Annotated in this window: 15 protein-coding genes and 1 pseudogene; 8 read left to right on the top strand and 8 right to left on the bottom strand. The window is 67.6% G+C overall.

Annotation, left to right across the window (positions count from 1 at the left end; translation table 11 throughout):
* Positions 1 to 49: 49 nt before the first annotated feature.
* The gene (dnaG, locus tag ACOJTB_RS14355; protein ID WP_420103205.1) at positions 50 to 1954 is read right to left on the bottom strand and encodes a DNA primase; all 1905 of its coding nucleotides are present in this window, start codon (positions 1952 to 1954) and stop codon (positions 50 to 52) included.
* A 123-nt stretch (positions 1955 to 2077) separates the two neighbouring features.
* Here dnaG and ACOJTB_RS14350 point away from each other — a divergent pair, with 123 nt between their 5' ends.
* Positions 2078 to 2353 carry a type II toxin-antitoxin system VapB family antitoxin gene (locus tag ACOJTB_RS14350; protein WP_420103204.1) on the top strand — a complete coding sequence of 92 codons (276 nt, stop codon included), beginning with the start codon at positions 2078 to 2080 and terminating at the stop codon, positions 2351 to 2353.
* Positions 2350 to 2712, top strand: a pseudogene (locus ACOJTB_RS14345) (type II toxin-antitoxin system VapC family toxin); the annotation flags it as partial. The gene ACOJTB_RS14350 and the pseudogene ACOJTB_RS14345, both read left to right, overlap by 4 nt.
* A gap of 45 nt (positions 2713 to 2757) precedes the next feature.
* On the opposite strand, the gene ACOJTB_RS14340 reads toward ACOJTB_RS14345, so the two are convergent.
* Both ACOJTB_RS14340 and ACOJTB_RS14335 read right to left on the bottom strand, forming a co-directional pair.
* Entirely contained in the window at positions 2758 to 3255 is a 498-nt protein-coding gene (locus ACOJTB_RS14340) for a hypothetical protein (protein ID WP_420103206.1), read from the bottom strand.
* 63 nt (positions 3256 to 3318) lie between these two features.
* On the bottom strand, positions 3319 to 3780 hold the full coding sequence (locus ACOJTB_RS14335; protein ID WP_420103203.1) for a GatB/YqeY domain-containing protein: 462 nt from the start codon (positions 3778 to 3780) through the stop codon (positions 3319 to 3321).
* 158 nt (positions 3781 to 3938) lie between these two features.
* On the opposite strand from ACOJTB_RS14335, the gene carA reads away from it, so the two are divergent.
* The 3 genes from carA to ACOJTB_RS14320 all read left to right on the top strand — a co-directional run bounded on the left by carA (position 3939) and on the right by ACOJTB_RS14320 (position 6797).
* A complete protein-coding gene (carA, locus tag ACOJTB_RS14330) occupies positions 3939 to 5138 on the top strand; it encodes a glutamine-hydrolyzing carbamoyl-phosphate synthase small subunit (RefSeq protein WP_420103202.1) in 1200 nt (399 codons plus the stop codon).
* A 364-nt stretch (positions 5139 to 5502) separates the two neighbouring features.
* Positions 5503 to 6345 (top strand): prephenate dehydrogenase/arogenate dehydrogenase family protein, encoded by an 843-nt coding sequence (locus ACOJTB_RS14325; protein WP_420103201.1) that lies wholly within the window; start codon positions 5503 to 5505, stop codon positions 6343 to 6345.
* A gap of 26 nt (positions 6346 to 6371) precedes the next feature.
* Positions 6372 to 6797 carry a group III truncated hemoglobin gene (locus ACOJTB_RS14320; RefSeq protein ID WP_420103200.1) on the top strand — a complete coding sequence of 142 codons (426 nt, stop codon included), beginning with the start codon at positions 6372 to 6374 and terminating at the stop codon, positions 6795 to 6797.
* 12 nt (positions 6798 to 6809) lie between these two features.
* Here the strand turns inward: ACOJTB_RS14320 and ACOJTB_RS14315 are convergent, their stop codons facing one another.
* Entirely contained in the window at positions 6810 to 7757 is a 948-nt protein-coding gene (locus ACOJTB_RS14315; RefSeq protein ID WP_420103199.1) for a LysR family transcriptional regulator, read from the bottom strand.
* A gap of 89 nt (positions 7758 to 7846) precedes the next feature.
* Here ACOJTB_RS14315 and ACOJTB_RS14310 point away from each other — a divergent pair, with 89 nt between their 5' ends.
* Both ACOJTB_RS14310 and ACOJTB_RS14305 read left to right on the top strand, forming a co-directional pair.
* Complete coding sequence (locus ACOJTB_RS14310) at positions 7847 to 8752, top strand: DMT family transporter (protein WP_420103198.1); 906 nt, start codon at positions 7847 to 7849, stop codon at positions 8750 to 8752.
* Positions 8753 to 8842: 90 nt separating this feature from the next.
* Positions 8843 to 9535 (top strand): class I SAM-dependent methyltransferase, encoded by a 693-nt coding sequence (locus ACOJTB_RS14305; protein ID WP_420103197.1) that lies wholly within the window; start codon positions 8843 to 8845, stop codon positions 9533 to 9535.
* A gap of 14 nt (positions 9536 to 9549) precedes the next feature.
* Here ACOJTB_RS14305 and ACOJTB_RS14300 read toward each other — a convergent pair whose 3' ends face one another.
* The 4 genes from ACOJTB_RS14300 to ACOJTB_RS14285 form a co-directional block, all read right to left on the bottom strand.
* Positions 9550 to 9945 (bottom strand): GFA family protein, encoded by a 396-nt coding sequence (locus ACOJTB_RS14300; RefSeq protein ID WP_420103196.1) that lies wholly within the window; start codon positions 9943 to 9945, stop codon positions 9550 to 9552.
* Positions 9946 to 9956: 11 nt separating this feature from the next.
* The gene (locus tag ACOJTB_RS14295; RefSeq protein WP_420103195.1) at positions 9957 to 10352 is read right to left on the bottom strand and encodes a GtrA family protein; all 396 of its coding nucleotides are present in this window, start codon (positions 10350 to 10352) and stop codon (positions 9957 to 9959) included.
* A gap of 89 nt (positions 10353 to 10441) precedes the next feature.
* Positions 10442 to 10972, bottom strand: coding sequence for a hypothetical protein (locus tag ACOJTB_RS14290; protein WP_420103194.1), 531 nt, complete (start codon positions 10970 to 10972; stop codon positions 10442 to 10444).
* A gap of 49 nt (positions 10973 to 11021) precedes the next feature.
* Positions 11022 to 11462 (bottom strand): NlpC/P60 family protein, encoded by a 441-nt coding sequence (locus ACOJTB_RS14285; protein ID WP_420103193.1) that lies wholly within the window; start codon positions 11460 to 11462, stop codon positions 11022 to 11024.
* Between the two features lie 401 nt (positions 11463 to 11863).
* On the opposite strand from ACOJTB_RS14285, the gene ACOJTB_RS14280 reads away from it, so the two are divergent.
* Positions 11864 to 12516: carbamoyl phosphate synthase preATP-grasp domain-containing protein (locus ACOJTB_RS14280; RefSeq protein WP_465248408.1), on the top strand; the 653-nt coding region annotated here is incomplete at its 3' end.

The following is a 12516-nucleotide window of genomic DNA, read 5'->3' as shown; positions in this document are numbered from 1 at the left end:
CTATCGCGATTTCCCTGCGCCGCCGGTCGGGCCGGTTTCGCGCCGCCTGTCAGTCCTCGGCGCTGGCCTCGGTCCCCTCGCTGGTCTCGAGGCGGGCCTTGACGTCCTTCATCCAGGCGAAATTGGCTTCCGTCGCGTCTTCGGCCAACGCGCGCTCGGCTGCCTTCAACTCGCTATGTAGCGTGCGCGCCCGATGATGCAAGACGAGAGCCTGTCGAATCGACTCGAAAACGGATTCAGGATCAGCGGCTTGGCCCAGCATGGCCCGTTCCGCCGCGCCCGTCACGGCCATCAGCGCGGCGCGCGCCTCCGCAACCCTGGTCTGCTCCAGACGCAGGCCGAATGCCTCGGCGTCGAAGGCCCCGTCGATCGCCGCATCCAGCAGCGCCTGGCGGAAGCGTTCCGCCGCCGGCCCGTCGAGCGCGAGCTCGGCGATCTCGTCGACGCAGCGCATCAGCAGGCTGGGATGGCTCGCCAGCGCCAGGAGGATGAAGGCTTCGCGCGGGTTTTCACCGCGCTTCTGCAGGAAGAGCGGCGAGCGCGAGAGCTGCGGGCTGGCGCGTAGCGGCGCGAGCGGGCGCGCGCCGAAGCCGCCGGGCGCCCCGCCGCCGCGCCCCGGCTTGCCGCCCTCGCGATAGCCGCCGCCGCGGCGTCCGCGCATATCGGGCCGCTCCGCCTGCGCCGGGCCGGCGAAAAGCCGCTCCAGCCGCTCGTCGATCTCGCGGCGGTAATGGCGCCGCGTCGCTTCGTCGCGGATCTGGGCCAGCGGCTCCTTCAACCGCCGCTCGAAGGCGGCGCGCCGCTCGGGCGTATCGAGCGGGCCGGCCTCGACCTCACGCTGCCAGAGCATATCGACGAGCGGGCGCGCCGCGCCCACGACCTCCGCGATCGCCGCCTTGCCGCCCGAGCGCGCGAGATCGTCCGGGTCCTGCCCGTCCGGCAGCAGCGCGAAGGAGAGCGACTTGCCCGGCTCCAGCAGCGGCAGCGCGATGTCGATCGCCCGGCTCGCCGCCTTGCGGCCGGCCTTGTCGCCGTCGAGGCAGATCACCGGCTCATCCGCCATGCGCCAGAGCAGGCCGAGCTGGTCCTCCGTCAGCGCCGTGCCGAGCGGCGCCACCGCCTGCGGAAAGCCCGAGAGAGTCATGGCGATGACGTCGACATAGCCTTCCACCACGATCACCTGCCCGGTGTCGTGCGCAGCCTTGCGCGCATTGTGGTGATTGAACAGCAGCGAGCCCTTGTGGAAGAGCGGCGTCTCGGGCGAGTTCAGATATTTGGCGGAAACCTCCGCACTCATCGCCCGCCCGCCGAAGGCGATGACGCGCCCGCGCCCGTCATGGATCGGGAACATGATGCGGTCACGAAAGCGGTCGTAAGGCACGGCGATCTCGTCGCCGTGAACCAGAAGCCCGGCCTCCATCATCAGCTCGGCCGGCACCCCCTTGCCGGCGAGATGATCGCGCAGCGCGAAGCGGTCGGCCGGGCCGTAGCCCAGGCGAAACCGCGTGCGCGCCTCCCCCTCGAGCCCGCGCGTCGACAGATAGCGCCGCGCCGCCACCCCGCGCTCGCCCGCCAGCTGTGCCTCGAAGAACTGCGCCGCCAGTTCCACCACCTCGTGCAGACCCTTGCGGCGCTCCTCCTGGACCTGCGCCTCCTGGCTGATCCGGGGCAGCGTCACGCCGGCTTCGCCGGCCAGCTTCTCCACCGCCTCGGGGAAAGAAAGCCCCTCGGTCTCCATCACGAATTTGAAGATGTCGCCGTTCTTGCCGGACGAAAAATCGAAGAAGGAGGCCTTCTGGTCGTTGACGAAGAAGGACGGCGTCTTCTCGGCGTTAAAGGGCGACAGCCCCTTCCACTCGCGGCCCGATTTCTGCAGCCGCACGCGCTTGCCCACGACCGCCGAAACCGGCAGCCGCGCCTTGATCTCCTCAAGGACCGATGGGGGGAATTTCATGGGGTCTTATCTGAGCCCTCGCGAGAGCTTTGCCAAGCGGCGTGCCGCCCGACGCGCCGCTTGGCCGACATATCCACAGCGGGCCATCCGTGATAAAGAAAAACGCGAAAAAGGAAGACAGCCATGGCGCTCAACATCAAGGACCGGGAGACCGAGGAGGCCGTGCGCCTGCTCGCGCGCCGCCGCGGCCTCAGCCTGACAGAAGCCGTGCGCCAGGCCGTCAGGAGCGAGCTCGGCAAGGACGAATTGTCCGAGGAGGAGAAGGCGCGGCGCGTGGCGGAAGGCAGGCGCAAGCTCGATGCGCTTTACGAGAAATACGGCATCAAGCCGACGGGCAAGTCGATGACGAAGCAGGAGATGGACGAGGCGATCGGCTATGATGAGAACGGCTTCTGGTGAAGCTCGTCATCGATACATCGGCAGTCGTGGTATGCTTGACGGGTGAGGCGGAACGCCTCGCCTTCATCGACCTCATCGAGACTTCGCGACAAAGGCAGATGACAGCCGTCAATCTCCTCGAAGCCAGCCTCGTCCTGACCTTTACGAAAGGGCTACCCAGCACCGCGCTCGATGATTTCATAGCCGATTACACCATAGAAATCATTCCCTTCGATCAGCCACTCTCCGATCTCGCCTTCGAGGCCTATGGCCGTTACGGCAAGGGCCGGCACCCCGCCCGCCTCAACATGGGCGACTGCGCGGCCTATGCGCTGGCGAAATCGCGCGGCTGGCCACTGCTCTACAAGGGCGAGGATTTCGCGCTGACGGATATCGCGCGGGCCGGAGCGCGAAACCCAGGCGGCCTAGCAGCCGAGCGGGTCGTCGGCGAGCGCCTTCGCGGCCCCCGCCAGCGGCAGCTCCGCCGTCTGGCCGGCTGCCTTGATCGTGGCAGTCTTCGCCTTGGCGAGGCCCGCCACCACACCCTTCATCGGCTTCGCGCCGAACCGCGCGCCCGGCTCCCAGCGCAGCGAGACGCTCTCGCCCTCCGCCTCGGCCGTCACGGGAATGCTGGTCTGGCGACCATCGATCACGAGGTCGAGCGATGTCGCCTTGTCGAGCCCGACTGCTTTCGGCAGCGACACTTCGAGATAAGGCCCGCTTTTGATCAGCTTGTTCGCCCGGGCCGCGGACTTTTCACCGCAATAGAAGGTCAGGCGCGCCTTTCCGGGGACTGCAACGCCGACGGCGAGCGTGCCCATGGTGTAGCTGCTGCCCCAGCCCTCCTGCTGCGCCAGCGCCGCCACCGGCATGGCGAGGGCAAGGGTGGAGAGCCATAAGGCACGGCGGATGGCTTGCGGCATCGGATGTCTCCTTTGCCGCAAGCCTGCCCCGCTGAAGTGGCAAAAAATCGCCGGCGGCAGGCCTCAGCCCGCCAGAGCCGCCTTCACCATCGGGCTGACCTTGCCGAAATCCATCTGGCCGGCATAGGCGCCCCGCAGCACGCCGATGACCTTGCCCATATCCTTGACAGCGGTCGCGCCGGTCTCGGCGATGGCCTTGTCGATCGCGGCCTTCACCTCCTCGTCGGACATCTGCTTGGGCAGATAGGAGGAGATCACCGCCACCTCGCCGCGCTCGCCGGCGGCGAGCTCGGGCCGGCCATTGGCATCGTAGATGGCGATCGATTCCTGGCGCTGCTTGATCATCTTCTGCAGCACGCCGAGAATCTCGTCCTCGCTCGCCTCGCCCTTGCCCGCGCCGCGGGCCTCGATGTCCTTTTCCTTCAGCGCCGCGATGATCAGGCGGATCGCGGCGACCTTCTCCTTCTCGCCGGCCTTCATCGCCTCTTTCATGTCCGGCATGAAGCGCTCGCGCAGGGTGGTCATCTCGTTGGTCCTTTTTCTCTTGTGTGGCCTGCGCCAGCTTCGATTGACGGGCTGGTCCAGCCTCTTTAAGGCTCGCGTTCCAGACCGGCGGCGCGGATTTCGCGAAGCTCCGCCACCGCATGACTGCCGCCAGACGCGGCCTGGACCGAGACATAGACATGACCGCTCACGAAGGAAACCCCGCCGAGACCGGCTGGACCGAACCGCGCGCGACCGCGCTCCTGGTGCTGGCGGACGGCACGGTGCTGGAGGGCTTCGGCCTCGGCGCCACCGGCGAGGCGCCGGGCGAGGTCTGCTTCAACACGGCGATGACGGGCTATCAGGAAATCCTGACCGACCCCTCCTATGCCGGGCAGATCGTCACCTTCACCTTCCCGCATGTCGGCAATGTCGGCGTGAACGACGAGGACACCGAGACGGTGAACGCCGCAGCGTCCTCGGGCGTGCGCGGCTGCGTGCTCCATGCCGCCATCACCGAGCCCTCGAACTGGCGCTCGGCGAAGCATTTCGACGCCTGGCTGAAGGCCCGCAACATCGTCGGCATCTGCGGCGTCGACACGCGCGCCTTGACCGCGCTGATCCGCGACAACGGCATGCCCAACGCCATCCTCGCCCACAGCCCGGATGGCGTCTTCGATGTCGAGCGCCTGAAGAAGGAAGCCGCCGCCCTGCCCTCCATGGCCGGGCTCGACCTCGTGCCGCTGGTCACCGCCTCGCAGCGCTATGATTGGTCGCAGACGCCTTGGGTCTGGCCGCAGGGTTACGGCGAGCGCGAGGCCGCCAGGTACAAGGTCGTCGCGATCGATTACGGCGTGAAGCGCAACATCCTGCGCCTGCTCGCCAAGGCCGGCTGCGACGTCACGGTCGTGCCCTCGACCGCGAGCGCCGACGACATCATGGCGCTGAAGCCGGACGGCATCTTCCTGTCCAACGGCCCGGGCGACCCGGCCGCGACCGGCGAGTATGCCGTGCCTGTGATCAGGGAATTGCTCGACAGGAAGGTGCCGACCTTCGGCATCTGCCTCGGCCACCAGATGCTGGCGCTCGCCATCGGCGGCCAGACGATGAAGATGAAACAGGGCCACCACGGCGCGAACCACCCTGTGCAGGACAAGACCACGGGCAAGGTCGAAATCGTCTCGATGAACCACGGCTTCGCCGTCGATCCTGCGAGCCTGCCGGCGAATGCGGTCGAGACCCATGTCTCGCTCTTCGACGGCTCCAACAGCGGCATCGCCCTGACCGACCGCCCGGCCTTCAGCGTCCAGCACCACCCGGAAGCCTCCCCCGGCCCGCAGGACAGCCATTACCTCTTCACCCGCTTCGTCGAGCTGATGGACAAGGCGAAGGCGGCCTGAGGCGAAGGCCGCTCTCGTCGAACGCACGAACCTCCGCCGTCATACCGGCCGAAGCGCCGGGATCCATCGGAGGGCGAAAGCCTGACCAGGATAGCGCTCGATGATGGATCCCGGAGCTGCGCCGCTTCGCGGCTCGTCCGGGATGACGCCGGGGCTGGCGGCAAAGCCGCGGCCGACCTTGGAAGCGTTGACAGAGGCCCCCGCCGCGCGCTTTAAGCGGCGCATGATCAGCCTGATGGCCAGCCTCCGCAGCTATCACGCCCCGTCCTCATAGAGGCGGTGGCAATCCCATGCTCAACCGCCGCGCTGGCGGTTGAACTCAAGGCTTCTCTCCGACATCGCGGCTCTCAACCGGACCAACGCGATGTCTTCCAAACTCAGAACCGTCTCCAACATCGGCATCATGGGCTTCGGCGCCTTCGGGCGGCTGATGGCGCGCCATCTCCAGCCCCATATCGCGCTGCGGATCCATGATCCGCAGCGGCCGCCCGTCGCCGATGGCGCCGGCAAGGGACTGTCGCCCGCCACGGCGGCCGAGGTCGCGGCCTGCGATCTCGTCATCCTCGCCGTGCCGGTGCCCGCCATCGCCGACGCCATCGCCGCGCTGCGTCCGCATCTGCGGACCGGCACCGTGGTCCTCGATGTCGGCTCGGTGAAGATCGGCCCGGCACAGGCGTTGCTGGAGGGGTTGCCCGCCCATGTCGGCATCGTCGGCACCCATCCGCTCTTCGGCCCGCAGAGCGCCCGCGACGGGCTCGCCGGCCTCAAGATCGCGCTCTGCCCGATCCGCGGCGGCGCCACGCCGAGGATCGCCGCCTTCCTGCGCCATGTCCTGAAGCTGAAGGTGATCGTCACCACGGCCGACGCCCATGACCGCGAGGTGGCGATGGTGCAGGGCCTGACCCATCTCATCGCCAAGATCCTGGTGCAGATGGAGCCGCTGCCGCGCCGCATGACGACGGCGAGCTTCGATCTGCTGATGCAGGCGACCGAAATGGTCCGCTACGACGCGCCCAACGTCTTCATGGCGATCGAACGCGCCAACCCGCACGCCAAGGCGGTGCGCGACCGCTTCTTCGATCTCGCCGAGGAGATGCGGGCGTTTCTGGAGCGGGGGCATGAGGCCGCTGAAACGGAGGCAGGCGAGGCCTCGCAGCAGGCCTGCGACCCCGGCGCCTCTATCCAGCGCCTGCCTGCCTCTGCATAGCGGATCAGTCCCGCCGCGAGCCCGCCATGACCGAAAACCCGCTCACACATCCCGGCGCCGCCCATCCCGCCATCACCGAGGCGATGATCGCGAACCTCGTGCGCATCTTTTATGCGCGCGCCAGGCGCGACGCGCTCATCGGCCCGGTCTTCATGGAGGCCGTGGCGGATTGGGAGGAGCATATCGGCCGCATCACCGATTTCTGGAGCAGCGTCATGCTGCGCACCGGCCGCTATGACGGGCGCCCGATGCGCCCGCATCTCATCCTGCCGCTGACGGGCGCCCATTTCGACCGCTGGCTGGAGCTGTTCGAGGCGACGGCGCAGGAAATCTGCCCGCCGGACATCGCCTTCGCTTTCATCATTCGCGCAAGGCGCATCGCCGACAGCTTCGAAATGGCCCGCGCCAGCCAGCGTGGCGAGGTCGCGGCGCCACGGCATAGCTTGCGCTGAACGCAGGCTCGCTCAGGCCGGACCGGCCCGGTCCGGCGGCGCCTGCCGGGCCAGGAACCGCTCCATCTCGCCCTCCGGCAGCTCGGCCTCGCGTCCTATCCGCTCCGCCAGCGCCGATGCGGCAGGCCTGAGCCCCCGAAGCGGCCGATCGAGCCAATAGCAGACCGGATTGAGCCCCTCGCGCTCGTCGACCCGCGCGACCCGCCCCGCAGCGAGAGCGCCGGCCGCGAGCGGCGGACGCGCCAACGCAATGCCGAGCCCATGGGCGGCGGCGTCCAGCACCAGATTGTAATCCTCGAAGCGGCGATCCTGCGGGCGGGGCCGGTAATCCAGCCCCTGCGCGGCGAACCAGGCCCGCCAGCCCGAGCCGTCGGAATCATGGATCAGCGAATGCGCCAGCAGGCGCTCGGGCGCGCCCGGTCCGATCTCCACGTCCAAGCCCGGAGCGGCGATAGGAAAGCACCATTCCTCGAAGAGCTTCAGCGAGAACCGGTCGGGCGCCGCCCCGCGCCCGCAGCGTATCCCGAGATCGACCCCCTCCTCCTCGAAATCCACCTTGCGGTGCTCCACCTGCAGCACGATGCGCAGACCAGTATCGCCCGCCTCCAGCAGCTTGAGGCGCGGCATCAGCCACAGCGCACAGACGGAGGGCGGGGCACTGAGCCGCACCACGGCGCCGCCGCGCTGCTCGCGCCAGGGTTCGGAATCATCCGCGATCAGTGCGAAAGCCTCCTGCGTGCGCAACAGCAGCCTTTGGCCTTCCGGCGTCGGCGACACGCCGCGCGCCTGCCGCAGGAAAACGCGGTAGCCAAGCCAATGCTCCAGCTTGGCGATCTGCCGGCTGACCGCGCCATGGGTGAGGTTCAGCGCCTCGGCCGCCGCCGAAAAGCTCCCCGTTCGCGCCGCCGCCTCGAAGGCGCGCAAGGTATCGAGGGGAGGAAGGTTCAAGCCGCGATCCATGCTCACAGCTCATGCGCGAATTGGTCGTTTGTCAATAAGCTACGGGAGGCGTCTATCGGGCCGAGATCGTCCAAAGCGGAGTGACCGCCATGTCTTCTCGAACCTGCTCGACCGCCCCAGCCCTCGTGAGCGGGAGCCGCCCGGGCTCGATCCTGCTCTTCACCATCCCCTTCACGGTTCTCGCCTGGGCCTCCGCCTTCCCGGCGATCCGCGCCGGACTCGCCGGGTTCAGCCCAGCCGAAATGGCGGCGCTGCGTTTTGCTCTCGCCGGCCTGCCCGCCGCTCTCTTCCTGATCGCGATGCGCGCGAAGCTGCCGCAGGCGAGCGACATCTGGCGCTTCCTCGTCGGCGGCGTGCTCTTCATCGCCGGCTATGCGGTGCTGTTGAATTTCGGCCAGCGCGTCGTCCCGGCAGGCCCCGCCGCCTTCATCATCAACACGAACCCGATCATGACGGCGGTGCTCGCCATGGTGATCCTGCGCGAGCGCTTCAGCCTGACCGCCTGGGTGGGAACGGCGCTTTCCTTCGCCGGAATCGGCATCATCGCGCTCGGCAAGGGGCTCGATGTCGAGATCGGCACGAGCGTGCTGCTGATCCTGGGCGCGGCCTTCTTCAACGCCATCGCCACCGTGCTGCAAAAGCCGCTCTTCGCCCGCCACGAGCCCCTGCATGTCGCGGCCTGGAACATGGCCATCGGCGGCTTCGTGCTGCTTCCCTTCCTTCCGGACGCAATCGCGCAGGCTCAGACCGCGCCGGCCGTCTCGGTCTGGTCGGTGGTCTATCTCGCCGTGGTCCCGAGTCTCATCGGCTACGTCACCTGGGCGATCACGCTCTCTCGCCTGCCAGCGGCCCGCGCCTCGAACTTCCAATATGCGGTGCCGCCGACGGCGATGCTGATCGGCTTTTTCTGGCTCGGCGAAGTGCCGACGCTGTTCGGGCTGATCGGCGGGGTGATGGCGCTGGCCGGCGTCGTCGTGGTGAACCTGAAGCGATAGAGCCGCCCTCCTCCGGTTGCGCCCGCCCGTCCTCTATGGCTAGTCGAGAGCTGGGCCGGCGCGATACGGCCGCGAGGGTGAAGGCGAAGCATGTCCTGGCGCGATTTCTGGAACGGCGAGCACGCGATCTATGTCTCGCCGCGCCACAAGGCTCTCCATTACCGGGGCATCGCCACCGACCTGATCAGCCACATCCCCTCGCGCGACGCGGTCGTGCTCGATCACGGCTGCGGCGAGGCGTTGGACGCCGGCCGCGTCGCCGCCGCCTGCGGCAGGCTCTATCTCTGCGAGGCTGCGCCGAGCGTGCGCGAGAAGCTGCGCGCCATGCTCGGCGCCAAGGCGAATGTCGCCGTCGTCTCGCCCGAAGAGGTCGAGGCGCTGCCCGAGGCCACGCTTGATCTCGTCGTCGCCAATTCGCTGATCCAGTATCTCTCGCGCGACGAACTGGCCGCCCTGCTCGTCACCTGGCGCGAGAAACTCAGGCCAGGCGGCAAGCTGGTCGTCGCCGACATCATCCCGCCCGACGTCAGCCCGCTGACCGACGCCTCCCAGCTCCTCGCCTTCGCCTGGCGCGGCGGCTTCCTGACGGCGGCACTCGCCGGCCTCGTGCGCACCGCCTTCTCCGACTACCGCAAGCTCAGGGCCCGATACGGCCTCTCGACCTACCGCCTCGAGGAGATCACCGGCCTGATCGCGGCGGCAGGTTTCGAATCCGTGACCCCCGCCAAGAATTTCGGCCACAACCCGCACCGGTTCACGCTGGTGGGCCGCAAGGCTGGGTAATCGCGCCTCCGCCGTCACTCGCGTGGCGGCACGGTGTCGTATTGCGGCAGGCCGTCGGCGATGTCGTAGTAATCGCCCTTGTCGGCGACGAAGATGTGCAGGCTGGCGCGGGTCGCCGTCAGCCCTTCGAAGACACCCATCGCCACCGAGATGTAATCCCGGTCCAAGCGGTCCCAGAACAGCGTCGATCCGCAGACCGAGCAGAAGCCGCGCCGGATACCCTCCGAGGATCGGTACCACGTCACCGCCTCCTCGCCGGCCACTGTCAGCGCCTTTCGCGGCACATCGGTCGAGGCCAGATAGTGCCCCGTCTGCTTCCGGCACATCCGGCAATGACAGAAATTCGGCTGGGGCAGATCGCCCGCGATGGTCAGCGTGACCGCGCGACACAGGCATGAACCGGTCTTCATGGTGCTCTCCCTCACCCCGCCCGATCGGCAAAGCTGAAGAACTTATGACCCAGAAAGGAGACGACCATCACCAGCCCGGTCGTCACCAGCTGCATCGGCAGATAAGGCAGGCCGAGCCGCGTCACGAACAGGTGCATCAGCGCCCAGGTCAGCGCAAATCCGGCCGCCGCGATCAGCGCGAAGCGCCAGCCGGCCTCAGCATGGCTGCGCGTCGCATCGAAGGTCATCCAGCGGTTGAGCGTGTAGGACACCACCGCGCCCACCACGAAACCGGCGAGCGTCGCCGGCACCGGGTCGGCGCCCGCGCCTTCCACCAGCCCGATCAGCACGCCGTAATGCGCGAGCGCCGTCAGCCCCCCGGCAAAGCCATAGGTCAGGAGCTGGCGGCCATGCCGACGCAGGATCATGGGCAATCGTCCACGCTTCGCAGCCGCGATGACAGGCTGCTCCGCTCCTGTAGCGCTTGGATCCGAACGCAAGCTGAACGGCGAACGCGCTAGCGGCGTTCGAGCTGCTGCTTCAACGCCAGCAGGCGCGGCTGGTCATAGGGGGGCTGGCCGAGAAAGCCGACGGCACCAGCCGGCGTCAGAAACGGACGCGGCAGACGCGAGACGATCTTGCAGCCCTCCGGCCTGACGCGCACCTCGTATTGCTGCGACTCCAGCGTCGCGGGCCAATAGTCCTCGCGGCTGAAGACGAAGCCGGATCCCAACGCGACGGTCACCGCGCATGCGGTCTCCGTGGCCGAGAGCGGCTTGCAGCTGGTTTCGCCCAGCGTCGGGGCGGAGGCGACAGCGATTTCGTCCCAGCCCGGCTCCTCCGACGAGTCATAGTCGACCGACCGGTAGAACACCTCGCTCGGCGCGCGGCCGAGCAGCTCCTTCAGACGCTCGCCGCTCCCCTCCAGAGCGAGCATATCGCGCATGAAGGCCTCGGCCCGCAAGCGGGCCTCCGGCGACGCGGTCTGCGCTTCGGCGGGTGCACCGGCGCACAGCAGCGCCACCGCCACGGCAAAGCCACGCGCCAAGCGACGATCGGCCGTTCGGAACAAAGACATTGCCATCAGGCCCGGCCCGTCAGAAAGATTTCCACTTGAGATATTTCTTGGGCGTGCCGAACCAGGAGGAGCGGCCATATTCCGTCCCCAGGTTTTTGCCGGAGCGGGCGCTGAGCACGCGCATCTCCGAGGCATCCTTCTGGCCCTGGCACTGGGCCGTGTTGACGATCGAGCAGCCATCGGGATCGTAGATGCCGACATGGCCCGAATACAGGATGAGATCACCCGGCTTCAGCTCCGCCTCGGTGATTTCGACGAAATAGGTGCCGACGAGCACGGCGGGATAGGCCGATGTCGAGGTGTAGGGAAACTCGTAGCCGGCATTCTTATAGGCCGTCCACACCATATGGGAGCAGTCGAGCTTGTCGTAGCTGGTGCCGATCAGCAGCCGCGCCTGCTTTAGGATGCTGGCACGGGCCGAGCCCGTCTGCGCATCCTGACTCTGGTCGCTGTCGGGCATCGCGGCAGTCTCCGGCGGATTGGGTCGCTCAAAGCCGAATATAATTTGCCGGCGCGCAACAATCGGTGGCCAGCGCCTGCAGATTGACACAGGCCGCGTGAAAGATCGACTGTTTTTGTGAAGGTCTGATCTTCCCGAGCGCAGCTCCGGGCCAGACGTGACGCGCCTCAAGTCTCGGCGAATCTGCCGGCGGGCGAGGCGCAGCAATCGGGCGGATTGCGGCCTCTCGCGCACGGGGTTGCGTTCATTCGCGCGACAGTCATCGCCCGACCGCGCTTTTTGCCTTCCCCCCGCGGCCTTGCCCGTCTATAGCGAGCGCCTAGCATTCATTCCGACGCGCTCCAGGCCTCCGCTCGCCCGAACGGACCGGCCTTGCGCGCGTCCGTCGACCGGTCGAGACCATGCCCAAGCGCACAGACATCAAGACGATCCTGATCATCGGCGCCGGTCCCATCATCATCGGCCAGGCCTGCGAGTTCGACTATTCCGGCACCCAGGCCTGCAAGACGCTGAAGGCCGAGGGCTACCGCATCGTGCTGGTCAACTCGAACCCGGCGACGATCATGACCGATCCGGAGCTGGCCGACGCGACCTATGTCGAGCCGATCACGCCCGAGGTGGTCGCCAAGATCATCGAGAAGGAGCGCAACGTCCTGCCGGGCGGCTTCGCCCTGCTGCCGACCATGGGCGGCCAGACGGCGCTGAACTGCGCGCTCTCGCTCAACAAGAAGACGATCGAGCAGGCGGACGGCAGCAAGATCAGCGTGCTCGAGAAATTCGACGTCGAGATGATCGGTGCCACCGCCGAGGCCATCGACAAGGCCGAGGACCGCGAGCTCTTCCGCGAGGCGATGACCAAGATCGGCCTCGACACGCCCCGCTCGCACCACATCAAGACGCTCGGCCAAGCGCTGGAGGCGCTGGAGGATATCGGCCTGCCGACCATCATCCGGCCCTCCTTCACCATGGGCGGCACGGGCGGCGGCATCGCCTACAACAAGAGCGAATTCATCGACATCGTCGAGCGCGGCATCGACGCCTCCCCCACCAGCGA

This window comes from Allobosea sp., assembly GCF_048595345.1.
Taxonomy (GTDB): Bacteria; Pseudomonadota; Alphaproteobacteria; order Rhizobiales; family Beijerinckiaceae; genus Allobosea.
This window is presented reverse-complemented; position numbering and strand designations above follow the sequence as displayed.